This window comes from Streptomyces sp. NPDC044002, assembly GCF_056434525.1.
On record NZ_JBWKEZ010000002.1, the window covers coordinates 175,863 to 199,011 of the forward strand.

The 23,149-nt window shown below is 76.0% G+C and carries 17 protein-coding genes; 9 read left to right on the forward strand and 8 right to left on the reverse strand.

Going from position 1 to position 23,149, the window contains the following annotated elements; all coding sequences use genetic code 11:
- The first annotated feature begins 200 nt into the window (after nucleotides 1–200).
- Complete coding sequence (locus AC07A6_RS02380) at nucleotides 201–2,402, forward strand: MMPL family transporter (RefSeq protein ID WP_478775733.1); 2,202 nt, start codon at nucleotides 201–203, stop codon at nucleotides 2,400–2,402.
- Nucleotides 2,403–2,641: 239 nt separating this feature from the next.
- Here the strand turns inward: AC07A6_RS02380 and AC07A6_RS02385 are convergent, their stop codons facing one another.
- From AC07A6_RS02385 to AC07A6_RS02395, 3 genes are all read right to left on the reverse strand, one after another.
- Nucleotides 2,642–4,435, reverse strand: a complete 1,794-nt coding sequence (locus tag AC07A6_RS02385) for an ABC transporter permease/substrate binding protein (protein ID WP_478775734.1) — start codon at nucleotides 4,433–4,435, stop codon at nucleotides 2,642–2,644.
- Complete coding sequence (locus AC07A6_RS02390; RefSeq protein ID WP_362458707.1) at nucleotides 4,435–5,496, reverse strand: quaternary amine ABC transporter ATP-binding protein; 1,062 nt, start codon at nucleotides 5,494–5,496, stop codon at nucleotides 4,435–4,437. The genes AC07A6_RS02385 and AC07A6_RS02390 overlap by 1 nt, the downstream gene beginning before the upstream one ends.
- Before the next feature lie 175 nt (nucleotides 5,497–5,671).
- Complete coding sequence (locus tag AC07A6_RS02395; protein ID WP_478775735.1) at nucleotides 5,672–6,628, reverse strand: SigB/SigF/SigG family RNA polymerase sigma factor; 957 nt, start codon at nucleotides 6,626–6,628, stop codon at nucleotides 5,672–5,674.
- A 205-nt stretch (nucleotides 6,629–6,833) separates the two neighbouring features.
- Here AC07A6_RS02395 and AC07A6_RS02400 point away from each other — a divergent pair, with 205 nt between their 5' ends.
- Nucleotides 6,834–7,301 carry a hypothetical protein gene (locus tag AC07A6_RS02400; protein WP_478775736.1) on the forward strand — a complete coding sequence of 156 codons (468 nt, stop codon included), beginning with the start codon at nucleotides 6,834–6,836 and terminating at the stop codon, nucleotides 7,299–7,301.
- A gap of 239 nt (nucleotides 7,302–7,540) precedes the next feature.
- Here AC07A6_RS02400 and AC07A6_RS02405 read toward each other — a convergent pair whose 3' ends face one another.
- Both AC07A6_RS02405 and AC07A6_RS02410 read right to left on the reverse strand, forming a co-directional pair.
- Complete coding sequence (locus tag AC07A6_RS02405) at nucleotides 7,541–8,338, reverse strand: GntR family transcriptional regulator (protein WP_478775737.1); 798 nt, start codon at nucleotides 8,336–8,338, stop codon at nucleotides 7,541–7,543.
- Between the two features lie 133 nt (nucleotides 8,339–8,471).
- Complete coding sequence (locus AC07A6_RS02410; RefSeq protein ID WP_478775738.1) at nucleotides 8,472–10,010, reverse strand: IucA/IucC family protein; 1,539 nt, start codon at nucleotides 10,008–10,010, stop codon at nucleotides 8,472–8,474.
- Between the two features lie 113 nt (nucleotides 10,011–10,123).
- Here AC07A6_RS02410 and AC07A6_RS02415 point away from each other — a divergent pair, with 113 nt between their 5' ends.
- Together AC07A6_RS02415 and AC07A6_RS02420 are read left to right on the forward strand one after the other, a co-directional pair.
- Nucleotides 10,124–11,668 (forward strand): IucA/IucC family protein, encoded by a 1,545-nt coding sequence (locus AC07A6_RS02415; RefSeq protein ID WP_478775840.1) that lies wholly within the window; start codon nucleotides 10,124–10,126, stop codon nucleotides 11,666–11,668.
- A gap of 56 nt (nucleotides 11,669–11,724) precedes the next feature.
- Nucleotides 11,725–12,387, forward strand: a complete 663-nt coding sequence (locus AC07A6_RS02420; RefSeq protein WP_362474789.1) for a class I SAM-dependent DNA methyltransferase — start codon at nucleotides 11,725–11,727, stop codon at nucleotides 12,385–12,387.
- A 227-nt stretch (nucleotides 12,388–12,614) separates the two neighbouring features.
- On the opposite strand, the gene AC07A6_RS02425 is transcribed toward AC07A6_RS02420, so the two are convergent.
- Complete coding sequence (locus AC07A6_RS02425) at nucleotides 12,615–13,043, reverse strand: DUF8189 domain-containing protein (RefSeq protein WP_478775739.1); 429 nt, start codon at nucleotides 13,041–13,043, stop codon at nucleotides 12,615–12,617.
- Nucleotides 13,044–13,383: 340 nt separating this feature from the next.
- Between AC07A6_RS02425 and AC07A6_RS02430 the strand changes: the two genes are divergently transcribed.
- The 3 genes from AC07A6_RS02430 (at nucleotide 13,384) to AC07A6_RS02440 (ending at nucleotide 19,263) form a co-directional block, all read left to right on the forward strand.
- Complete coding sequence (locus tag AC07A6_RS02430; RefSeq protein WP_478775740.1) at nucleotides 13,384–16,314, forward strand: AfsR/SARP family transcriptional regulator; 2,931 nt, start codon at nucleotides 13,384–13,386, stop codon at nucleotides 16,312–16,314.
- 110 nt (nucleotides 16,315–16,424) lie between these two features.
- Nucleotides 16,425–17,990 carry an FAD-binding oxidoreductase gene (locus AC07A6_RS02435; RefSeq protein ID WP_478775741.1) on the forward strand — a complete coding sequence of 522 codons (1,566 nt, stop codon included), beginning with the start codon at nucleotides 16,425–16,427 and terminating at the stop codon, nucleotides 17,988–17,990.
- A 46-nt stretch (nucleotides 17,991–18,036) separates the two neighbouring features.
- Entirely contained in the window at nucleotides 18,037–19,263 is a 1,227-nt protein-coding gene (locus AC07A6_RS02440; protein ID WP_478775742.1) for a hypothetical protein, read from the forward strand.
- Here AC07A6_RS02440 and AC07A6_RS02445 read toward each other — a convergent pair.
- Nucleotides 19,217–19,627, reverse strand: a complete 411-nt coding sequence (locus AC07A6_RS02445) for a hypothetical protein (RefSeq protein ID WP_478775743.1) — start codon at nucleotides 19,625–19,627, stop codon at nucleotides 19,217–19,219. The genes AC07A6_RS02440 and AC07A6_RS02445 overlap by 47 nt on opposite strands.
- A gap of 84 nt (nucleotides 19,628–19,711) precedes the next feature.
- On the opposite strand from AC07A6_RS02445, the gene AC07A6_RS02450 reads away from it, so the two are divergent.
- A complete protein-coding gene (locus AC07A6_RS02450) occupies nucleotides 19,712–21,103 on the forward strand; it encodes a sensor histidine kinase (RefSeq protein WP_478775744.1) in 1,392 nt (463 codons plus the stop codon).
- Nucleotides 21,100–21,780, forward strand: a complete 681-nt coding sequence (locus AC07A6_RS02455; RefSeq protein ID WP_362471311.1) for a response regulator transcription factor — start codon at nucleotides 21,100–21,102, stop codon at nucleotides 21,778–21,780. The genes AC07A6_RS02450 and AC07A6_RS02455 overlap by 4 nt, the downstream gene beginning before the upstream one ends.
- Before the next feature lie 15 nt (nucleotides 21,781–21,795).
- On the opposite strand, the gene AC07A6_RS02460 is transcribed toward AC07A6_RS02455, so the two are convergent.
- Complete coding sequence (locus AC07A6_RS02460; protein WP_478775745.1) at nucleotides 21,796–23,142, reverse strand: glycosyltransferase family 2 protein; 1,347 nt, start codon at nucleotides 23,140–23,142, stop codon at nucleotides 21,796–21,798.
- Between the last annotated feature and the right edge of the window lie 7 nt (nucleotides 23,143–23,149).

The following is a 23,149-nucleotide window of genomic DNA, read 5'->3' on the forward strand; positions in this document are numbered from 1 at the left end:
TCCCGTGGGGCTGGGGGGCGACTCTGGGAAGGGGAGCCCCCCCCCCCCGGGCCCCCTGGTCCTGGTCGGGGCCGGATCCCGGACCGCGGTCCCGGCCGCGTTCTCCTTCTCCACCAGGACGTTTTCCCGCCCGGCGGCTGATGGTCTGGAGTCAGGACGGCCGCCCCGGCCGCTCCGTACGGACAGACCGGAGGAGAACAGTGATCCGCGCCCTGACGGGATGCTCGACCAGGAACCCGTGGAAGGTGATCGCCCTGTGGGCGGTGCTGGGCATCGGGCTGACGATCCTCGGCCAGGTGTTCGTCTTCCGCGCCACCCAGCCCGGCAACGACGGCTTCCTGCCCGCCTCCTACGATTCGGCGGCCGCGCTGCGGATCTCCGAGGAGAGCTTCGGGGCCCGGCCGGACTCCGACCCGCTGACGGTCCTGGTGGCCCGGAAGGACGGGGCGGCGCTCACCGCTCCCGACGAGCGCCGGGTCGAGGAGGTGTCGCGGCAGCTGGCCGGGAAGCGGATCGTCATGCCGAAGAAGGAGGAGGATCCGCCCTTCATGCAGGACCACTCCCAGACGCCGCGGATCGGCGCCGGGATGACGGCTCCGGACCGGTCCTTCCGGCTGCTGTCGGTGGAGCTGAAGGGCAACCCGCAGGACCCGGGGGTGCAGAGCACCTACAAGGCGTTCCGCGAGCAGGCGCGGGCCGCGTTCGGCGAGGCGGGCCTGCGGACCGGGTTCACGGGCGGGCTGGCGGCCACGGTGGACACCGCCGACTCCGAGGAGACCCAGTCGACGGTGGTCGGCGCGGTGGTCATGGGGCTGATCGTGCTGCTCCACGTCCTGGTGTTCCGCAGCGTGTTCGCCGCGCTGCTGCCGCTGCTGGCGATGGCGGTGATCGGCGGCGGGGCGGCCGGGGTCGTGGTCATGGCGTCGGTGGCGAGCGGGGTCCGGCTGGCGCCTTCCACGCCCGGGCTGATCAACGTGGTGCTCATGGGCATCGGGATCGACTACTTCCTCTTCCTGCTGTTCCGCTTCCGCGAGCAGCTGCGGCAGTACCCCGCGCAGAGCGGGCGCGAGGCGGCCGCGGAGGTCGCGGGCCGGGTGGGCACGGCCGTCACCTCGGCGGCGCTGACGATCGTGGCCGCGTTCGCCACCCTCGGGATCGCCTCCTTCGGCCAGTTCCGGGTGCTGGGTCCGGCGATCGCGGTGTCGGTGCTGGTGATGCTGCTGGGCAGCCTCACGCTGATGCCGGCGCTGCTGGCGGTGACCGGCCGGAAGATGTTCTGGCCCTCGCGCGCCCTCCGGCACGCGCCCCGCGAGGGTGCGGCGGGCCGCCTCGGCCGGCTGACGGCCCGGCGTCCGGTGGCGCTGGTCCTCGGCTCGCTGGTGCTGCTCGGCGCGCTGGCGGCGGGTCTGGCCGGGATCCGCATGGACTACGGGCAGTCCGGCGCGGGCGGCGAGCGGACCGCGGCGGTGGAGACGGCCGAGGAGATCTCCCGCGCCCTGCCCGCCGGGGTCTCGGACCCGACGAGCGTGCTCGTCGCCGCGAAGGACGGGGCTCCGCTCGGCGCGGAGCGGGTGGCCGGACTGGCCGGGGCCCTCGCCCGGGTCCCCGGGGTGGGCGGCGTCGCGCCGACGGTGCTGAGCGAGGACGGGAAGGCGGCACGGATCGACCTGCTGCTGAACGTCGAATCCGGCGGGCAGCAGGCCCGCGACCTGGTCTCCGGCCCGGTCCGGGAGACGGTCCGGGCGAACCTGCCGGCCGGGACCGAGGCCCATGTCGGCGGCACCGCCTCGGTGTTCGCGGACATCGCGGTGGCGGTCGACAAGGACCTGAAGGTCATCTTCCCGGTGGCGGCGGTGCTGATCGCGGTGATCCTGCTGGTGCTGCTGCGGAGCGTGCTCGCGCCGGTGGTGCTGATGCTCGCCGTCGGGCTCGGCTTCGCGGCCACGCTGGGGGCCTCGGCCCTGGTCTTCCAGCACGGGCTGGGTCGGCCGGGCGTGGACTTCACGCTGCCGCTCGTGCTGTTCCTGTTCGTGGTGGCGCTGGGCACCGACTACAACATCCTGATCAGCGACCGGCTGCGGGAGGAGATGGAACGCCCCGGACCCGCCCGCGCGGCGGTGGCCCGCGCGGTGCGGCACACCGCGCCGGCGATCGCGACGGCCGGGCTGGTGCTCGCCGCGTCCTTCGGCAGCCTGGCCGTGAGCCCGCACGCCGGGACCCAGCAGACCGGTTTCGCGACGGCGGTGGGGATCCTGCTGTCCGCGTTCGTCCTGTCGGCCGTACTGGTGCCGGCGCTGGCCGCGCTGCTGGGCCGCTCCCTGTGGTGGCCGCTGCGCCCGCGGGTGCGCGACGGGGAGCCCCGGGCGGCCCGGCCGGGAGCGGACCGGGTGCCGGTGGGCTGAGCCGCGTACGCGCGGGCCGTGTACGCGCGGGCCGTGTCCTCCGGACCGGCCGGGGGGGGGGGGGGGGGGGGGGGGGGGGGGGGGAAAGGGGGGGGGGGGGGGGGGGGGGGGGGGGGGGGTGGGGGGGTGGAGGGGGCGGGGGGAGGAGGGGCAGGGATGGTGCTAGGAGGGGTTGTCCCCCGGGGCCGGGGGGGGCACCCGGGGCCCGCCCCCCCCCCCCCCCCCCGGCGCGTGGTCCGTCAGGCGAGCGCGGCCACTTCGGGGTGGTCGGCCAGCCAGGCGCGGACCGCCTGCTGCTCCTTGCCCTTGCCCGTCTCCTGGATCTTCGCCTCCAGGCCGGTGAGCTGGGCCTCGGTCAGCTTGAACGAGCGCAGCCAGGCGGCGACCTCGGGCTCGTCGTCGGCGAAGCCCTTGCGGGCGAGGGTGTGGATGCCGTCGCCCTCGCCCCAGACGCCCTTGGGGTCGGCCAGTTTGGTCAGCTCGTACGCGGAGTACGCCCAGTGCGGGGACCACAGGACGCTCACCACGGGTTCCTTCTTCTCGTAGGCGCGCTTGAGCTCGGCGAGCATGCCGGGGGTGGATCCGTCGACGACCTGGTACTCGCCTTCGAGTCCGTACTCCTTGAGGACCTTCTCCTTCAGTACGGACATGGCTCCGGCGCTGGGCTCGATGCCGATGATCCGGCCCTTGAAGCGGGCGCCCTTGCCCTTGAGGTCCTCCAGGGAGCGCACGTCCTTGACGTAGGAGGGGACGGAGAGCTCGATGGAGGTGGGCCCGTACCAGGAGCCTAGGTCGTCCAGCTCGTTCCCGTACTTCTTCCAGTACTGCGCCTGGGTGACGGGCAGCCAGGCGTCGGTCTGGAAGTCGACCTGGCCGCCGGCGAGCCCGGTGAACAGCGCGCCGAGTTCCAGCTGCCGGGCGTCGACCTTGAAACCGCGTCGTTCCAGCAGCTCCTTCCACAGGAAGGTGGAGGCGATGCCCTCGTCCCAGGGGATGTAGCCGATGCTGATGCTGCGGCCCTTGCCGGTGTTGTCGGCGCCGGTGGAGGCGGCCGGCGATCCGGAGCCGCCGAAGGTGCTCAGTCCGCCGGCGACGAGGGCGAGGACGACGGCCGCGGTGACGGCGTACGCGGGCTGCGGGCGGTGGTTCCACAGCCGGGCGGTGCCGCTCGCGGCGGACCTGGCCAGGGCCTGTGCCCGGCGGCCGACCGGGGAGACCTGGCGGCCCAGGGCCCCGGTCATCCGGTCCAGGTACATGGCGAGGACGACGATGGACAGGCCGGCTTCGAAGCCGAGGCCGATGTCGACGCTGCCGATGGCCCGGTAGACGGCGCCGCCGAGTCCGCCGCCGCCGACCATGCCGGCGATGACGACCATGGACAGGCCGAGCATGATGACCTGGTTGACGCCCGCCATGATCGTGGGCAGGGCCAGCGGCAGCTGGACGCGTACGAGGGTGTCGCGCGGGGCGGTGCCGAAGGCTTCGGCGGCCTCGACCAGTTCGGCGTCCACCTGGCGGATGCCGAGTTCGGTCATGCGTACGCCCGGCGGCAGTGAGAAGACGATGGTGGCGATGATCCCGGGGACCACGCCGACGCCGAAGAAGATGATGCCGGGGATGAGGTAGACCATGGCCGGCATGGTCTGCATGAAGTCCAGTACGGGCCTCAGGGCGGCGCTGACCCGGTCGGAGCGCGCGGCCCAGATGCCCAGCGGGAGGGCGAACGCGAGCGTGACGAGGGTGGCGACGAGGACCAGGGCCAGGGTGGACATGGCCTCGTCCCACAGGGCCACGGAGTCCACGAGGGCGAAGGCCCCGAAGGCGAGCAGGCCGGCGAGGAGGCCGCGCAGCCACCAGGCGGCGAGGGCGAGGAGGCCGGCGAAGAGCAGCGGTGCGGGGGCGGACAGCACGGCGTTCACGCCGTCGTAGAGGCCTCCGACCAGCATGCTGACGGTGTCGAAGAGCCATGACAGGTGGCGCTGGAGGAAGTCGACCGCGCTGTCGGCCCAGGCTCCGAGGTGCAGGCGGGGCATCAGGCGGCCACCTCCGCGCAGGCCATCGGGGGCCGCTGCTCGTCGCCGATGAAGGCGACGAGCCGGTCCTTGGGCACGGATCCGACGACGGTGCCGTCCGCGCCGGTGACGGCGACCGGGTGGGGGACGCGGGCGCTGACGGAGCAGAGGTCGGCGAGCGGGGTGTCGGCGCTGACGGTGGGGCAGGCGCAGGCTTCGGCGTCCTCGGCGGGCTCGTCCATGACGGCGTCGGCGGTCAGGACGCGGGAGCGGTCCACGTCCTGGACGAAGGAGGCGACGTACTCGTCGGCGGGGCGGGTGAGGACGTCCTCGGGGGTGCCCTGCTGGACGATCCGGCCGTCGCGCATGACGGCGACGCGGTCGCCGATGCGCATGGCCTCGTTGAGGTCGTGGGTGATGAAGACGATGGTCTTCCTCAGGGTGCGCTGGAGTTCGAGGAGCTGGTCCTGCATGTCCCGGCGGATCAGCGGGTCCAGGGCGCTGAAGGACTCGTCCATCAGGAGCAGGTCGGCGTCGGTGGCCAGGGCGCGGGCGAGGCCGACGCGCTGCTGCATGCCGCCGGAGAGCTCGTCGGGCCAGGAGTTCTCCCAGCCGCCGAGCCCGCACAGCGCGAGCGCCTCGGCGCCGCGGCGTTCGCGCTCGGCCCGGGGGACGCCCTGGACCTCCAGGCCGTAGGCGGCGTTGGCCAGGACGTCGCGGTGCGGGAAGAGCGCGAAGTGCTGGAAGACCATGGAGACGCGGGTGGAGCGTACGCGGCGCAGCTCGCGCGGGGTCAGCGCGGTGAGGTCCTCGCCGTCGAAGAGGATGCGGCCGGAGGTGGGCTCCAGCAGTCCGTTGAGCATCCGCAGGAGGGTGGACTTGCCGGAGCCCGACAGGCCCATGACGACGAAGATCTGACCGGGCTCGACGCGGAACGAGGCGTCGATCACCGCCGCCGTGGCGCCGTCGGCGCGCAGCTCGTCGCGGCCGGCGCCGCGTTCGAGCGCGCGGACCGCGGCGGCCTGGCGGTCGGGTCGTCTGGCGAACACCTTGTAGACGTGTTCGGCCTGGAGCGTGGACACATGCACCTCGCGGGTCGTACCGGGTCCGGCCCGCCGCCGGAGGCCGCGGGCCGGGGAGCGGGGCGGGATCGGCCCGCGCGGTCCGTGCTCCCGGCCCAACGGCCGGAGCATGCGGTTCCGCTCCAGCGGCCCGCATGCCCGGTCTTCACCAGCGCAAACGGCGAAGTGATCCAACTCACGTCAGGGATGCGGGACCCGGCTCGGGGTCGGCCAGCATGGAGGTGCGCAGGTGGGCGAGGAGCCTGGTGAGGAGCCGGGAGACCTGCATCTGGGAGATGCCGAGGGCGGCCCCCATCTGGGCCTGGGTCAGCTCTTCGCCGAAGCGCATGCGGAGCATGGTGCGCTCGCGGTCGCTGAGCCGCTCCAGCAGCGGGGCCAGGGTCTGGATGTCCTCGACGAGCTCCAGGGCCGGCTCCTCCTCGCCCAGGACCTCGGCGAGGGTGTGGCCCTCGGCGGGGCCGTCGCCGTGTTCGGCGTGCGGGGCGTCGAGGGAGCCGCTGGTGTGCCCGTTGGCGGCGACCAGGCCCTCGATGACCTGCTCCTCGGTGAGGTCGAGGTGGGCGGCGAGGTCGCGGACCGTGGGCGAGCGGTCGAGCCGGATCGTCAGCTCCTCCTTCGCCTTGGCGATGTCGATGCGCAGCTCCTGGAGCCGGCGCGGGACGTGGACGGCCCAGGCGGTGTCGCGGAAGTGGCGTTTGATCTCGCCCGTGATGTACGGCATGGCGAGGGTGGCGAACTCGTTCTCGCGGGCCGGGTCGAACCGGTCGATGGCCTTGATCAGGCCGATGGTGCCGACCTGGACGAGGTCGTCGACGTCCCCGGCGCCGCCTTCCGCGCGGCCGCGGAAGCGGCGGACGGCGTACTGGACGAGCGAGGCGTTCATCTCGATGAGGGTGTTGCGGACGTACTGCCGCTCGGCGGTGCCTTCGGGGAGTTCGCGGAGGCGGGCGAAGAAGACCTTCGACAGCTCCCGCGCGTCCGCCGGGGCCACCTCCCTGGGCTCGTCGATCCGGGGCAGTCCGGCCTCACGGGCCGCGGCCCGGCCGCTGCGGCGGGGGCCGGGGAGGAGGGGTCCGGGAGTACGGGCCGCGGCGGGGCCGGCGGTATGGGAGTGGTGGGCGGGGACCTGCATGGGGTTCGCTCCTTGGGCTGGTCGGCTTGCGGCGCGGGACCTTGACTGTCCTCGACTCTGGACCGATTCCGCTCACACGTCAAGAAATGCCGGAAACACTTTTCGCGTCTTGTTTCGCGTGAAACACGTGCCGCATCATGGCGAGATGGGGAGCATGACACGCCGACAGAACTGGACATTTCTCACAAATCACGCACGCGTCCTGGTGACCATCGCCCGGGACCCGGCGGCGCGGCTGAGGGATGTCGCCCTGGTCTGCGCGCTCACCGAGCGCACGGTCCAGGCGATCGTGGCCGACCTCGAATCGGACGGCTACCTGCGCCGCGCCCGGGACGGGCGGCGCAACCGCTACGAGATCTCGGCGGGAGCCATGTTCCGGCACCCCGCCGAGGCGGGTGTGGAGGTGGCCGGCCTCCTCGCCCTGCTCACGGGCGCCGCACCCTCCGGGGGCTCACGGGGGACCACGGGCGCGGGGGGCACCGAGGGGGCCGGGGGCACCGTCGGGGTCGGGGGCACCGAGGGGGCCGGGGGCACCGTCGGGGTCGGGGGCACCGAGGGGGCCGGGGGCACCGTCGGGGTCGGGGGCACCGAGGGGGCCGGGGGCACCGCGGGCGGTGAGGGGTCTTGGCCGGTGGCGGCCCCGCCGGGCCCTTCGACCCCGGCCCGCCCCTGAGACCCTGTCCGGCCCCGCCGGCGCTTGAGCCCTGTCCAGCCTTCGCCGGCGCTTGGGCCTTGTCCAGCCTCGCCGGCGCTTGAGGCGCGGGGGTCTGGGGGCGGAGCCCCCAGGAAGGGGTCCGGGCGCAGCCCGGGGAACGGGCGAAGGGCGGGTAGGGGACCTCGCCCCGCGCAGCGGCACCCGCACCCGCGGGCGCCCCACCGGCCCCGGCCCCGGCCCCGGCCACCCGGCGTGCGTCAGGTCACACGGAAGCCGATCGCCTCCGGCTCACGATGGAAGGTCACCCGGTCCCAGTCGGTGAACGCCAGGTCCGTGACGGCCAGCAGCCGGCCGGAGCCGTCGTGCACGGTGCGGCGTACCGACAGCCCGCAGGCGGGCGCGCCGCCGGCCGGGTGTGTGGTGCGGGTCATGGTGATGGTCTCCGAGGTCCGGCCGTGCGCGGCGGCCCGCTCCAGCCAGCGGTGCAGCGGCCGCAGGTCCTCGCCCCTGGCCCCCTCCGGCCGGTCGAGGTAGGCCGCGAGCTCCGGGGTGCGGGCCACGGTGCGCGGGCAGAGGTACGTCACCGTCTGCCGGACCGCGCGCCCGTCCGGGCCGTACACGCGGTGGTGGTGGACCAGCGTGCGCTCCCCGCCGCCCATCCCGAGCAGCCCGGCGAGCGACGGCGGCACGGCGACCAGGGCGAGCCGGGTCCGGGTGACACGGGGGCCGGGACCGGCCTGCCGGCCGGCGGGCGGCGCGTTCCGCGAGCCGGCGCGCGCCGCGGAGGAGGCGGGGGCGCCGCGCCCGCCGCCGGGGAGGACCGCGGCCCGCGTGCCCCGGCGGCCGGTGACGACCAGTCCGTCGGCGCGCAGCTCCTGGAGCGCGGCCCGGACGGTCTGCCGGTTGACCTCGTAGCGGGCGGCCAGCGTCCGTTCGGAGGGCAGTCTGCCGCCCGAGGTCCGGGCGGCGAGAGCGAGTTCGTCCCGCAGCTGTGCGGCGATCCGCTGGTACTTGGGCATGGCGGCCGGGCCGCCGCCCCGCGAAGGGGAGGGCATGGCTTCTCCTCTGACGGGTGGTCAAGGACTGCGCGGTCTGCCCGCCCAACCTAGCATTGGTCTATACCTTTCGATACGGCGGTTCCGGCGGCCGGCCCAGCTTGGCCGAATCCCACGCCCGCCCGCCGCCCGCTCACTCCCCCCGCAGCGGGTTGGGCAGCGGCAGGTAGCGCGCGTCCGCGCCGTCCGCCCGGGTCCAGCGCAGCAGGAGGTTCGTCTTGGCCGGAAGCGCCGGTGCCGCGAGCAGCTCCGCGATCTCCGGCAGGCCGTGCTCGGCGTCGTAGCGCAGCAGCTCCTCGCGGACCGCCGGCCACACCCCGCCGGCCGCCCCGGGGTGGTGCTCGGCCAGGGCCCCGCCCACCTCCGCGAGGTGGTTGACGACCAGGCAGTACACGAGCCGCTGCCAGGCGCTCTCGCGCGGCATGTCCCCGGGGAGTTTCACGCCCTCCGCGTCGCGGAAGAGGGCCTGCACCGGCATGCCCCGGCCGTCCACGGCGACCAGACAGTTCTGGAGGTGGGCCTCCAGCACGATCCCGTGCCGGGCGAACAGGTCCAGGACCGGAGGCACGACATGGCGCAGGTACGCCCGCCACCAGCCGGCCGGGTCGGACGCGGACTCCAGCGGGCTGCCGGGGTAGCCCTCCGCGAGGGCGGCGGACAGCAGCGGCACCGCGCCCGCCGCCACCCCGGTGCGCAGGCCGTCGCGGACCAGGACGGCCAGTTCCTCGAAGGCGAAGGCGGCGGTGCGGTACCCGCGGTCGGCAAGCCACACCGCGCCGGATCCGGTACGGCTGCGCAGGTCGGCGAAGCCGGCCTCCACCGCGGAGTCGGTGCGGCGCAGCTTCAGCAGGTCGTGGCGCCACAGCCGGCGCACGTCGTTGGTGATCCGGACGTCGAGGCTGAACTTCGCGAAGAGGTCGGCGTCGGGCCCCGGCGCGTACACGGTCCGCACGGAGGCGGTGGGCCACACCGGGAGCCGGGTCGGGCCGAGCCGCAGCAGCCGCCCGTCGGCGAAGGCCTCGCGGACCTCCCGCCGGCCGCCGACCAGCTCCAGCTGCCAGGGGTGCGCGGGCAGCGCCCGGTAACCGGCGGGCGGGCGGGGGCCGTCGAGGATCCCGGCCAGCGCGTCGACCGCGTCGGCGGCGGCCCGGCCGCCCTCCTCGGCCACCTGGTCCTCGCGCAGCCCCAGCATCACGAGCGGGAAGCGGGTGTGCGCCTCGGGGGCGTACGGCAGCCAGCTCGCGGCGGGTGCGCCGCCCCTGGCCTTGGGCGCGGGGTGGTGCGGATGGCCCGTCACCAGGGCCTGTTCGGACAGGACGTAAGGGTCCTCGGGCGCCTCGGCGGCCGCCCGGGCGGCCAGCAGTGCGGCGACGGCCTCGCGGCTGTCGTCGATCTCGCCCGGCAGCTCGTCGTTGGAGACGCCGGTGTAGCGGTGCAGTTCGTCGGAGACGAGCTTGACCAGCTCCGCGTGGCCGAGCGGATGCCAGCCGTCCGCCGTGTGCAGCTCCGCGCGGTCCGGGCGGCGGCCGCCGGAGACCCGCAGCAGCCGGCCGCTGCCGCGCAGCCGGTGGACCTGCCCGCCCTCGGCCTCGCCCACCTCCCTGAGCAGGCAGTTCAGGAGCGGGGCGGCGCTGCGCGCGTCGGCGTCGGTGTTGAGGTCCACTGGTTCCATTCGGTCCGTCTGCGGGGTGCCGGAGGTGCGCGGGAGGGACCACCGGGCGTGATCTTCAGTATCCGGGATGATGACCTGATCATCGGTTGAACCGACCCGAAAGGACCGGACCCCTGGACCGCAGCAGGCACGTTTCCCCGCCCGACCCCGGGCACTCCCCCGCCACCGCCGCCGAGGAGGCCGCCGCCGTCGCGCTGGCCGGCGTGCGGCCCGGGCTGGTGGCCGCGTACGAGGCATCGCTGGACGGGGCCCGCTCCGCCGTGCTGACCCGACTGTGGCGGGCGCTGGCCTTCGAACCGCTGCCGTGGGTGGTGGGCCGGGAGCAGGGGCCGGACTCCCTCACCCTGCTGCTGGCCGGGGGCGGACGGCTGGAGGGGCCGCGCCCCGACCCGTACGCGACGGGCTCGCTCGTCACCGAGGTGCGGCTCGACGGGCGGCCCCACCGGCAGGCGGCCCGGCTGGTCGAGGCGCTGCGGGTGCCGCACGGCGCCGCCTTCGCCGCCGAACTCGACGACAGCACCGCCTCCCTGGCCCTGTCCCGGGCCGGGCAGCCGGACGGGGAGCGGCCGGCGCCGTCGGCCGGGTGGGAGTGGGAGCAGCGGGTGGTGGACGGGCACCCGTACCACCCCAACTGCCGCTCCCGGCCCGGCTTCACGGTGGCCGAGCAGCTGGCGTACGCCCCGGAGCACCGGCCGCTGGTGGAACTCGGGCTGGTCCCCGTACGGGCGGCGGAGTGCCTGGTCGCGGGCGAGTGGCCGGAGCACCTGCGCGACGGCGACCGGATCCTGGTGCCGGTCCACCCCTGGCAGACCGAGCACGTCCTGAAGGGCGAGGAGGTCCTCCCCGGATTCGCCGCGCACCCGCTGATGGCGCTGCGCACGCTCGCCCCGGCGGCGGGCGGCCCCCATGTGAAGACGGCGCTGAGCACCCGGCTGACCTCCTCCGTCCGGGACATCTCCGCGTACTCGGTGGAGACGGCCGCGGTGGTCTCCGCGTTCGCCCACGCGCTGACCGAACGGCTCGACGGCCGGCTGCACATCACCCGCACGCTGGGCGCGGCCACCGCGTACAGCCCGGACCTGGCGGCGGTGCTCCGCGAGCCCCCGGAGGCGTACGCGGGACCCGGCGAGCGGGTCGTGCCGGTGGCGGCGCTGGCGGGAACTGAACTGGCCGGGTCGGCGGCCTGGCGGGCCGCGTTCGCCCGGCTGGCGCTGTCGGTGTGCCTGCGGGTGCTGGACCTCGGGGTGGCGCTGGAGGCCCACGGGCAGAACCTGCTGGTGGTGCTGGCGCCCGACGGGAGCCCGCTGCGGCTGGTCTACCGCGACCTGGCGGACATCCGGATCAGCCCGGCCCGGCTCGCCCGGCACGGCCTGTCGGTGCCGCCGCTGTCCGGGCGGCTGGTCACGGACGACGAGACGGTGCTGCGGCGCAAGCTGTTCGGCTCCCTGGCGGCCGGTGCCCTCGCCTCGACGGCGGGCTCGGCCGGGGCGTTCGCCGACTGCCTGGCGGCCGGGCTGGACGCTGCGGTGCCCACCGCCGACGCGGCGGCGCTGCGGAGCGGGCCGCTGCCGGTGAAGGCGCTGACGCTGATGCGGCTGAGTCCGGGGGTGCCGGGCGACCAGTGGGCGGAGCTGCCCCCACCGCTCGGCGCGGGCTGACCGGCGGTGACCTGCGGGGATGAGCCCGGCGGCCGGACGGGCTACTGTCCAGGGGCATGACACAGACCTCGCGGCTCAGTGCCGTCCAGGCGTCCTACGACACCGTCGCGGTCGACTGCGCCCGGCTGCTGGACGGCGATCTGGAGGGCCGGCCCCTGGACCGGGCGGTACTGAACGCCTTCGCCGAGTACGTGCGCGGCGGGGGCGGCGGGGCGGTCGCCGACCTGGGCTGCGGCACCGGCCGGGTGACGGCGTACCTGGACGGCCTCGGGGTACGGGCCTTCGGCGTCGACCTCTCCCCCGCGATGGTGGCGGTGGCCCGGCGCAGCTATCCGGGGCTGCGGTTCGAGGTGGGCCGGATGGCCGGGCTGGACATGGCGGACGGGGTGCTGGGCGGGGTGCTCGCCTGGCACTCCACCGTCCACACGCCGCCGGGGGAACTACCCGCCGTCTTCGCGGAGTTCGCCCGGGTGCTGGGGCCGGGGGGCCATGTGCTCGTCGCGTTCGGGGCGGGGGACGGGCAGCACCGGCTGGAGCACGCCTACGGGCATCCGGTCGACCTCGACGTGTACGGGACCCCGCCGGAGCTGGTCGCCTCGCTGCTCGCCGGGGCGGGGCTGGCGGAGGTCGCCCGGATGGTGCGGGGGCCGGGCGCGCACGAGCAGGGGCCGCAGGGGTTCCTGCTGGCCCGCAAGGGCCCGCGGGGGCCCGCCGCCTGAGCCCGCGCGGGACGCCGGGGGCGCGGGACACCGGGGGCGCGGGACACCGGGGGCGCGGGACACCGGGGGCGCGGAGCGTCCGCGCGCGCGGACGCCCGCAACGGGCCGCGGCCGCTCGCGCGCGCGGCTCGCGGGCCGGACCAGGGCCCGCGCGCCGCGCGGTGGGGGGCCGGGCGGACCCGCGGAGGTGCAGCTCCGCGGTCCGCCCGGTGCCTTCGGGAGAGCGGTCAGCTCTGCCAGCCGGTCCAGCTGCCGCTGTTCAGGCGGTGGCGGAACCAGCGTTCGCCGTCCATGCCCACGACGGAGATCGTCGGGTTCCAGGTGTTGTTGCCCTCGATGCGGACGCCGCTGCGGACCGTGCCGCCCATCGACTCCCAGGCGGACCAGCCGCCGCTCGTGTTGCTGTAGCGGGTCCACACCGCGAAGTCGGTGCCGACGATGAAGACCTGTCGCGTCCCGTTCGGGAAGGTCTGCCAGGCCTCCCCGTACTCGCAGATGTAGTCGCCGCCGAGGCCGGACACGTGGCAGTAGCCGGCCGCGGCGGCCGGGTTCCGGTCCGGCGCCGGGGCGGCCGACGCCACACCGGTCAGGGCGACGCCCGCCAGGGCGAGGGTGGAGGCCGCGAGGGCCGAGGCACGGACGATGGATAAGCCCATGAAAGTGACTCCCTGTTTTCCCACTCGTCTTCGGAGGATGCCGGGCGGCCGCACCGGGCACCCGCCCCCACGGGGCTGGGAGGACGGGTGCCGCGGTGTGGGCCTCCCCCGGCGAGAAGAAGCGTTCCAGCACCCGCAAACGCGGCCCTAACGCCGGGCTAAGGAAGCGCCGCCGGTCCTTGCGTCACACTGTCGTCCGGGTGTCCGTCCGCGCGTCGTCGCAGGTACGGGCCGTGCGGGGCGGTTTCACGGGCCGGTGGCGATTGGCCGGGATCCCCCTCATCCACCGAAATACCGAGACATATGCTCGGACGGGGAAAAGCAGATGGAAGGGGCATGCATGCGGTTCCGCGTGCTGGGGACGGTTTCGGCGGTGGCGGAGTGCGGGAAGCCCGTGCAGTTGGGTCCCGCCAAACGGCGCAGCCTGCTGGCGATGCTCCTGTTGCGGCCCAACGCGGCCGTCGGCGTGGACCGGCTGACCCGGGCGTTGTGGGACGAGGACCCGCCCCGGCACTCCCGGACGGTGCTGCAGGGCCACGTCTCGCGGCTGCGGGCCCTGCTCGCCGAGCACGGCGCCGCCGCCCACGGGGTCGAACTCCTCACCCAGGGGCCGGCGTACGCGCTGCGGCTGCCCGCGTCCCTGGTGGACGCCCACCGCTTCGAGCAGTTGCAGCAGCAGGCCCGGGAACAGCACGAACCGGCCGACGCGGTACGGCTGCTGCGGGAGGCGCTCGCGCTGTGGGAGGGGCCCGCGCTGGGCGGGACCGTGGGCGGGCCCCTGCTGGAGGCCGCCGCACACGGGCTGGACGAGCTGCGGCTGGCCGCCGTGGAGGAGCTGGCCGGGGCGCACTCGCTGCTGGGCGAGCACGCCGCGGCGGCGGTCCTGCTGCGGGCAGAGGCCGTGCTGCACCCGCTGCGGGAGCCTCTGATCGCCGAACTGATGCTGGCGCTGGGCCGGTCGGGCCGGCAGTCGGACGCCCTGGACTGGTACCACCGCACGCGGGAACTGCTCGCCGAACAGCTGGGCGTCGACCCCGGAGCGGTGCTCGCGGACGCGTACACCGCTCTCCTGCGGGCCGGCGAGCCCGTGCGCTCCGCGACGGCCCCCGTGTCACTGGCGTCCGGTCCGGCCGGTGCAGCCGCCAGGGTGTCCGGGCGGCCCGGCACGGGAGGCGGCGGGGCCGACTCCGGCCCCGGGGCGGGCTGGATACCTGGGGTGGCCGCCACGGGAGGCGGCGGAACCGGTTCCGCCCCCGGAACAGCTGGGGCGGCCGAGACGCCCGGGACCCTCGGGGCCGCAGGGGCCACGGGTTCCTCCGGAGCTGCGGGGGCCACAGGAACCCCCGAGGCCGCAAGAACCCCCGGGCCCGGGTACAGGGATCCGGCCCCGGGCGGTCGCCCCGTGGCGGGGCCGCAGCTGCTGCCGCGGAGGCCCGGTGGCTTCACGGGCCGTGGCGGCGAGCTGGCGGCGCTCGACCGGGCCGCGGACTCCGGCCCCGGGCCCGTCGTCATGCTCACCGGCAGCGCCGGCGTCGGGAAGACCGCGCTGGCCCTGCACTGGGCGCACCGGCGCCGCGCGGACTTCCCCGACGGCCGGCTCTTCGCCGACCTCCACGGCTACAGCCCCATCCCGGCCCGGGACACCAGCTCCGTGCTGCGCGAGTTCCTTCTCGCGCTCGGCCTCCCGGCCGAGCGGATGCCCGACTCCCCGCAGGCGCTCGGCGCCCGCTACCGGGAACTGACCTCCGGGCGCCGGATGCTGGTCGTGCTCGACAACGCCCGGGACTCCGCCCAGGTGCGGCCGCTGCTGCCGGGCGGCGACGGCTGCGTCACCCTCGTCACCAGCCGCAGCCGGCTCGGCGAGCTGGTGGTATCCGACGCCGCCCGCCCCGTACCCGTGCGCGAGCTGCCCGCCGCGCAGTCCACCGAGCTGCTCGCCGCCGTCCTCGGCCCGGACCTGATCGCGGCCGAGCCGGAGGCCGCCGCACGCCTCGCCGGGCTGTGCGACGGCCTGCCGCTGGCGCTGCGCGTGGCGGCGGCCCGGCTCGCCACCCGCCCGCACCAGGGGCTGGCCGCCTTCGCGGGCGAACTCGCCGACGAGCACACCCGGCTGGACCTGCTGAACGTGGGGAGCACCGGCGTCGCCGCCGCGCTCCGCCTCACGCTGCAGCACCTGCCGGAACCGGCCCGGCGGATGTTCCACCAGCTGGGGCCGCACACCGGGGCCGCCCTCGACGTCCGCACCGCCGCCGCGCTCGGCGGCTGCCTGCCCAGCCAGGCCGCTGCCGCGCTGGACCAGCTGGCCGCCGCCCAGCTGGTGGTGGAGGCGGGCCCGCAGTCCTACGTGCTGCACGACCTGGTGCGGCTCTACGCCCGCAGCCTGTCGCCGGGGCACGACCCGGAGGGGCTGCTGCGGCTGCTCGACCACTGGCTGCGCACGCTCCTCGCGGCCTGCGCTGCCGCCGAGCCGGGCAGCGAGCCCTGCTGCGCCCTGCCCGACGGGACCCGGCGGGCCGCCCCGGTACGGCCGTTCGCCGACCGCGCGGACGCCCTGGCCTGGTTCTCCGCCGAACGGGACGCGCTGCGCGGCGCGGTCGAGTCGGCCGTCGCCGCCGGGCTGCACGACCGCGCCTGGCGGCTGGTGCTGCTCCAGTGGCCGCTGATCGTGTGGCAGGTCCGCGACGGCTGGGTACCCCTGCTCGAACGGGCGCTGGCCTGCGCCGAGGCCGACGGCGACCCCGGCGCCCAGTCCCGCGCCCGGGCCCTGCTCGGCTGGGTGCTGTCCGAGGAGGGCCGCCCCGAGGAGGCCCTCGCGCAGCTGGAGCTGGCGCCGGACCTCGCGGCCCTGGCGGGGGACGCCAACGCGGAGGCCATCGCCCGGATCAACCTCGCCGTCGCGCTCGTACGGGCGGGCGAACGCGCCCGGCCCGCGGAGCTGCTGGACGCGGCGCTCGTACTGGCCGAGCGGGCGGGCCGGCCGGACACGGCCGCCCTGGCCCACCAGCACCTCACGGAGCACCTGCTGACCGTGGGCGCGCCCGAGGCGGCCGCCGACCACGCCGCCCGCGGCCTGGCGCTGGCCGCCCCGCCGGCGGCGGCGCCCCGGCGGGTGGTGCTGCGCACCCTGTACGGCGAGGCGCTGGCCGCGACGGGCCGCAGAGGCGAGGCGGTGCGCCAGCTCGACGACGCCGTCCGGGAGGCGCGGGCCCATGCGTACGAGGAGGGCGAGAGCGCGGCCCGTGCGGCGCTGGCCGCGCTGACGGAACGTTAAAGCCGATCGGGGGCCGCCCGCCCGCGCGGCCGTGGTCCGTTCGGGCGGGAAGCGGCGCCCGGCGGGCCCGCCTGCTCGGCGATCGGGCCCGGCGGTGGCAGGAAGGAGGGATGAGCCTTCCACGCCGCCGGGTCCTCGCGAGTACGGCAGCCGCCGTGCTCGCCGCCACCGGGACGGGTGCGCGGGCGGACGGCGGACGGGCCGGCGGGACGCGGCCGGGTGCGCGTGCCAAGGGCGGGGCGGGGCCCGACTTCGGGGCGCTCGGCCGCGCGCTGGACGGCCGCCTGGTCCTGCCGGGGGACGCGGACTACGCGGAGGCCCGGCAGCTCTTCCAGCCCCGCTACGACACCGTCGCGCCCGGCGCGGTGGCCTATCCCGCGCACGCCGGGGACGTGGCCGTCTGCCTGGACTTCGCCCGCCGCTCCGCCACCGCGGTGGTGCCGCGCGGCGGCGGCCACAGCTACGCGGGGTGGTCCACGTGCGCGGGCGGACTGGTGGTGGACACCGGGGCGCTGGCCGCCGTGACCGTCGGGGGCGACGAGGTGCGGGTCGGCGCCGGGGCCCGGCTCGCCGGGGTGCACGCCGCCCTCGCCGCGCGCGGCCTGGGCGTCCCCGCCGGGCTGTGCCCCTCCGTCGGCATCGCCGGGCTGGCCCTCGGCGGCGGGCTCGGGCTGGGCTCGCGGGCGTACGGGACCACCTCGGACCGGCTCTCGGGCGCCCGCGTGGTCACCCCGGACGGGGTGGTCCGCGAGGTCGGCCCCGACCGGGACCCCGACCTGTACTGGGCGCTGCGCGGCGGCGGGGGCGGCAACTTCGGCGTGGTCACCGAGCTCAGGCTGCGCACCCATCCGGTCGGGGACGCCGCGTACGCCGAACTGCACTGGCCCGCCGGGGACTCGGCGGCGGTGGTGCGGGGCTGGCAGCGGTGGCTGGGCGGGCTGCCGGACCCGTTCTGGAGCCAGGTGGAGTTCACCGTGGAGGCCGGGCGGGACGCGGTCCCCGCCTTCCGGGCGGTGTGCCTGGACGGACGGGCGGAGCTGGAGCGGGAACTGGCCCGGCTGACCGGCCTGGTGGGCCGGGAGCCGCGGGACGCCTGGTTCGCCGTACGCGGTTACGGGGACACCGTGCGGGCCATGGCCGGCTGCACCGAGCGCGGCGCCGAGGAGTGCCGGCTGCCGGGGCGGCTGCCCGGCCGGGACCCTCGGGGGCGGCTGGGCCGGGACTCGTACGCGGCCCGCTCCGACTTCTGGGACGGCGGGGGCCTGCCGGAGGGCGCGGTGGCGGCGGTGCTCGCCGCGATCGGCCGGTACGGGCGCGAGGTGCCGGGGGGCGGGTTCGGGGTGGTCCAGTTCGACGGGGTGTGCGGCGGGGCCGTCAACCGGGTGCCCGCCGCGGCCACCGCGTTCGTGCACCGGGACAGCGCCTTCCTGGCCCAGTACCTCGCGTACTGGCCCCGGTCGGCGGCGGCCGCCGAGGTCGTGCGGCACCAGGGCTGGCTGGACGGGCTGTGGCGGGACCTGCGCCCGTGGGCGAACGGCAGCGCCTACCAGAACTACGCCGACCCGGGACTCGCCGGGTGGCGCGGGGCCTACTACGGGTCCAACCTCCCCCGTCTGGAAGGGATCAGGCGGGCCTACGACCCGGACAGGCTGTTCCGCTTCCCCCAGGCCGTATAGGCCGCGTCTTGTGGATCAGGCCAGTCACGACAGGAGCGAGCGAGACATGCGACGTGTGTTGACGGTGGTGACGGCCGCGGCCGCGGCGGCCGCCGCCCTGATGCTGCCGGGCGGGGCGCTGCCCGTCGCGCGGACGGAGCGGGCCGAGGCGGCCTCCGAGCACTGGTCGGCGCGGGAGGCCACGGCCTTCTGGACGGAGGACCGGATGGCCTCCGCCCTGCCCGTACCCGAACCGGAACCGGCCTCGGACCCCGTCCCGGCCTCCGACCCCGTGCCGGCGGCGGCCGGTCCCGCGACCCCGGGGCCGTCCCCGGCGACGGTCCCGTCACCGCCCCCGGCGGCCGACCCGGCCGGGCCCGCCCGGCCGGAGGCGCCGGCCACGCCGGCCGTTCCCGACGCCGCGGCACCCCCACCCGACGCGGCCGTGCCCGTTCCCGAGGCGCCCGACGCCGCCGTCCCCGGCCCGGCGGCCGCCACACCCGCCACACCCGCCACACCCGTACCGGCGCCCGCGCCGAGCGGGTCCGACAAGGCTGCGGTGCCGGCCGTGAACGGGGTCGGACAGGACTTCAACGGCATCCCGGTCGTCGGCCGGATGTTCGTCATGCAGGGCAGCGGCGCCTACTTCTGCACCGCCAGCGTGGTCTCCTCCCCCAGCCGCGACATGGTGCTCAGCGCCGCGCACTGCCTGCTCGGCACGGACACCCGCCAGGTGGCCTTCGTACCGCAGTACACGCGCGCGAAGCCGCGCCCCTACGGGCTCTTCCCGGTGCTGCGGGACGCCGCGGGCCGCTCGAAGGTGTGGATCGCCCCCCGGTACCGCACCGACGGCCCCGACCGGTCCGCCACCCTCGACGTGGCCTTCGCCCAGGTCGGGCCGGGCTCCGACGGCCTCCCGGTGGAGGACGTCGTCGGCGGGAACCGGCTCGTCACCGGGGCCGCCTTCAACCACCCCAAGGTCACCCTGATCGGCCATCCGGCGGCCGCCGCCCGGCCCCGCATGTGCGTGAACAAGACGACCAGGTTCACCAGCGCCGACCCGAAGAGCCCCGGGTCCTTCCTGCGGATCGACTGCACCGGCTATCCGGGCGGGACCAGCGGCGGCCCCTTCCTGGTCCGCTACGACGCACAGACGATGACCGGGGACGTCGTCGGGGTGATCGGCGGCTGGAAGACGGGCGGGCCGACCGCGGACACCTCGTACAGCTCCTACTTCGGCGCGGAGATCAGGAAGCTGTACCAGACGGCGGTTGCCGGGGCACTGGTGCAGTGACCACCACCCGCTCCCAGCGGGTCCGGCGCGGGTTGCCGACCGTACGGGGGGTCGCCGGGACGCCCGCGGCGGTCAGCGGGTCGGCCGGGGCGAGCGCGAGCTGGCGGCGCAGGTCCGCCAGGGCGGCGTGCACCGGGGCGAGGATCACCTCGGCGCGCGGGTGGACGTACGCGAGGGCGTGCGCGGTGGTCTCGATGGTCTCGGCGGCGTCCTCGGCGGCGGTCCGGCTCCACCCGCCGGGCCACCCTCCGGGCCCTCCACCGCTCCAGGGCGCGACGGCGTCGTAGAGGTGGCAGGCGGCGTCGGCCGCGGCATCGGCCCGTTCACCGACGCCCGGCCCCGCGATGGTCGGCAGCAGCTCCATGCCCGCTCAACGAGCGGGATGCGCCGGGGGAACGAGACGTCGCGGATCCCGGTCGGCGGCACGTGCGCATAGGCTGGCGGGATCATGAGCCTGAGAGTGCGCAAGCCTGCCGGCAGGAGGAAGCCGGACGCGGCGGAGGCGACGGCCGGCGCGGCCCGCGAGCCGCGGCCGCCCGTCGGGTTCGCCCAGTTCGCCATGGCGTTGCGGACGCCCGCGCGGGCGGGCGAGCCGTTGCTGGCGCGGGCGCCCAGGGCGTGGCAGCGGATGCTGCCCTTCGCCGTGATGGGCGTCTTCGTGGTGTCGCTGCTGCCGGTGACGATCGCGGTGCTGACCAACGACTACGGGATGGGCGGCGGTTGGGCGGGGGCCCTGGGCGTGGCGCAGACGGTGCCGCTGCTGCTGGCGGTGTCGCGTCCGGTGGCGGCCTGGGGCCTGGTGCTGTCCGCGGACGTCCTCGGGGCGGTCCTGCTGCTGGTCGGCGCGGACCGGGTGCCCGGGCATTCCTGGCCGTGGACGCCGATGGTGGTGGTCGGGTACCTGGCGCTGATGGTGTGCCTGGGGCTGCGCGAGCCGGTGCGGACGCTGGTGCAGGTGGGGCTGGCGACCGGTGCGGCCGGGGTGGTGCTCGGCTTCTTCGCGCCGGACGGGGTGACGAACACCGTGGCGCTGCTGTTCGTCCTCAGCGGCTGCGTGCTGGCGGTGACGGGTGCGCTGCGCGGGCTCGGTGACGCGCGGCAGCGCGCCGCGGAGCAGGAGAGCATCAGCGAGGCGGAGCGTGCCCGGCGCACCCTGCTGGAGGAACGGGCGCGGATCGCGCGGGAGTTGCACGACGTGGTGGCCCACCACATGTCGGTGATCACGGTGCAGGCGGACTCCGCGCCGTACCGGCTGCCCGGCATGGAGGAGCCGGTGCGGGAGGAGTTCGCGGCGATCGCGGCCAGTGCGCGCGAGTCGCTGGGCGAGATGCGGCGGCTGCTGACGGTGCTGCGGGGCGACTCGGGCTCCGGCGGCGCGGACGGGAACCGGGCGCCGCAGCCGGGCATCGCCCGGATCCAGCAGCTGGTGGAGGCGACGGTCCGGGCGGGGCAGCCGGTGGAGTGCTCCCTGGCCGCCGGGCTGGCGGACGCGCCGGTGCCGCCGGCCGTGGACCTGTCGGCGTACCGGATCGTGCAGGAGGCCCTCGCGAACGTGGTGCGGCACGCCCCGGGCGCGCCGGCCCGCGTCTCGGTCACGTACTCCGCGGAGGACGGGGAGGTGCTGGTGCTGGTCGTCAACGGCCCGGCCCGGGAGGCGGTGGTGGAGCTGGAGCGCTCCGGGACGGGGCACGGGCTGGTGGGGATGCGCGAGCGCGTACGGTTGACCGGCGGGACCCTGGACGCGGGCCCGCTGCCCGAGGGCGGTTTCCGGGTGGCCGCCCGGCTCCCCCTCGACCCGCCCGCCGACCCCGTCGACTCCCTTACCGAGGAGCCCAGTTGACCATCCGCGTGATCATCGTCGACGACCAGGCCATGGTCCGGGCGGGGTTCGCCGCGCTGCTGTCGGCGCAGGCCGACATCGACGTGGTGGGCGAGGCCGCCGACGGCCGCCAGGGGATCCTGGTCTCGCGTACGGTGCACCCCGACGTGGTGCTGATGGACGTACGGATGCCGGAGCTGGACGGGCTCTCCGCGGCCCGCGAGCTGCTGGACCCGCCGCCGGGGGTGACGCACCGGCCGAAGGTGCTGATGCTGACCACCTTCGACATCGACGACTACGTGTACGAGGCGCTGCGCGCGGGCGCGTCCGGGTTCCTGCTGAAGGACGCCCCGCCGGCGGACCTGATCGCGGCGGTCCGGGTGGTCGCCTCGGGCGAGGCGCTGCTCGCGCCGTCGGTGACGCGCCGGCTGATCGCGGACTTCGTACGGCAGCGGCCGGCACCGCGCAAGGATCCGGCGCTGCGGCTGAACGGGCTGACGCCGCGCGAGACCGAGGTGCTGGAACTGATCGCGCGGGGGCTGTCGAACCAGGAGATCGCCGCCCACCTGGTCCTGGCGGAGCAGACGGTGAAGACGCACATCGGCCGGGTCCTGGGGAAGCTGGACCTCCGCGACCGGGCCCAGGCGGTGATCTTCGCGTACGAAGCGGGCCTGGTCCGCCCGGGCGACACCGCCTAGCGCCCGGGCCGGTGCCTAGTGGTCCAGGGCGACCGGGCCGGCGGTGACCGGGTCGGCGTTGCGGCGGGTCTTGGACCAGCCGGTGCGGCCGCGGAGGATGCGGACGAAGGCGCGGGCGGAGACGGGGAAGAGGTGGTAGGCGTACAGCCACAGGGCGACGCCCCACAGCAGCGCCCGGGCCCGGGAGGCGTCGGGGGCGAAGTCCCTCCGGTAGACCGGTCCCCACAGGAGGAACGGCACCACCGAGAGCACCGCCAGGCCGAGCGCCAGGGGCCACCAGGCGAGGGCGCCCGTGAAGCCGTTCAGGGCGAGGACGGCCAGCAGGACCGCGGAGAGCACCAGGGAGAAGAGGTGGGCCAGCGGCTGGCCGAAGGTGTACAGGGTCTCCAGGACGCCGCTGCCGGTGTAGTGGCGTGAGGAGAGGATGCGCGGGGCGTAGCGGACGCACTGCAGGTTGCCCTGGGCCCAGCGGGTGCGCTGGGTGAGCAGGCGCCGGGCGTGCGGCAGGCCTTCCTGCGAGACCCAGGTGTCGGCGATGTGGCTGATCCGGTGGCCGGTGAGGATCATGTGGAGGCCGAGTTCGTAGTCCTCCAGCAGGGCGGCCTCGCGCCAGGGGCGGCGTTCGGCCTCGGCGATCCGGTCCAGCGCGGAGAGCCGGGTGAACTGGCCGTTGCCGCCGAGCCCGACCGATCCGGTGCGGGCGCGCAGCAGCTGCATGCCCGCGTTGGAGACGGCGAACTCCATGTCCTGGACGCGGACCAGCAGGCGGGCGAGGGCGTTCGCGGCGCGGCCGCGGTCCGGCAGCGGCCGCGGGTCGTCCACGTTCCGCATCCGCACGCTGACCTGCACTCCCCCGGTGTCCGGGTGGCCGAACCCCTGGGGGCCGCTGACCAGGAACGGGGCGGCGGGGTCGAGCCGGCCGTCGGCGTCGACGACGCAGACGACGACGCGCTCCCGGTCGGCGCCGGGGCCGAGCAGTCCGCCGAGTTCGCGGTACGCGGCGTTGAGTGCGGCGCCCTTGCCGGTACGGGCCTCGGGCCGGACCCGGCTCACCAGGTGCAGCCGTACGTCGTCCTCGGCGAGCGCGGCGACGATGGCGCCGGTGCGGTCGTCGCTGGCGTCGTCGACCACCCACACGTGGGCGTAGGGGAAGTCGGCGCGGAGCCGGGCGACGGTGGCGCCGACCACGGCCTCCTCGTCGCGGCAGGGGACGAAGAAGTGCCAGTCGAAGGCGGCCGGGTCACCCGGTTCGGTCTCCGGCCGGCTGCGGTAGGCGTGCCGGGATCCGGCGGCGTAGAGGAGGAAGCCGGCGAGGAGGAGGAAGGGGAAGAGGAACAGGAGGAGGTGGTCGGTGTGCGGCACGGGGTGG

Bases quoted from the DNA above. Each gene is read 5' to 3' on its own strand.
- AC07A6_RS02385 (WP_478775734.1), bottom strand. From the start codon at position 4,435: ATGCCCCGCCTGCACCTCGGAGCCTGGGCCGACAGCGCGGTCGACTTC.
- AC07A6_RS02395 (WP_478775735.1), bottom strand. From the start codon at position 6,628: ATGCAGGTCCCCGCCCACCACTCCCATACCGCCGGCCCCGCCGCGGCC.
- AC07A6_RS02405 (WP_478775737.1), bottom strand. From the start codon at position 8,338: ATGCCCTCCCCTTCGCGGGGCGGCGGCCCGGCCGCCATGCCCAAGTAC.
- AC07A6_RS02410 (WP_478775738.1), bottom strand. From the start codon at position 10,010: ATGGAACCAGTGGACCTCAACACCGACGCCGACGCGCGCAGCGCCGCC.
- AC07A6_RS02420 (WP_362474789.1), top strand. From the start codon at position 11,725: ATGACACAGACCTCGCGGCTCAGTGCCGTCCAGGCGTCCTACGACACC.
- AC07A6_RS02425 (WP_478775739.1), bottom strand. From the start codon at position 13,043: ATGGGCTTATCCATCGTCCGTGCCTCGGCCCTCGCGGCCTCCACCCTC.
- AC07A6_RS02430 (WP_478775740.1), top strand. From the start codon at position 13,384: ATGCGGTTCCGCGTGCTGGGGACGGTTTCGGCGGTGGCGGAGTGCGGG.
- AC07A6_RS02435 (WP_478775741.1), top strand. From the start codon at position 16,425: ATGAGCCTTCCACGCCGCCGGGTCCTCGCGAGTACGGCAGCCGCCGTG.
- AC07A6_RS02440 (WP_478775742.1), top strand. From the start codon at position 18,037: ATGCGACGTGTGTTGACGGTGGTGACGGCCGCGGCCGCGGCGGCCGCC.
- AC07A6_RS02445 (WP_478775743.1), bottom strand. From the start codon at position 19,627: ATGGAGCTGCTGCCGACCATCGCGGGGCCGGGCGTCGGTGAACGGGCC.
- AC07A6_RS02450 (WP_478775744.1), top strand. From the start codon at position 19,712: ATGAGCCTGAGAGTGCGCAAGCCTGCCGGCAGGAGGAAGCCGGACGCG.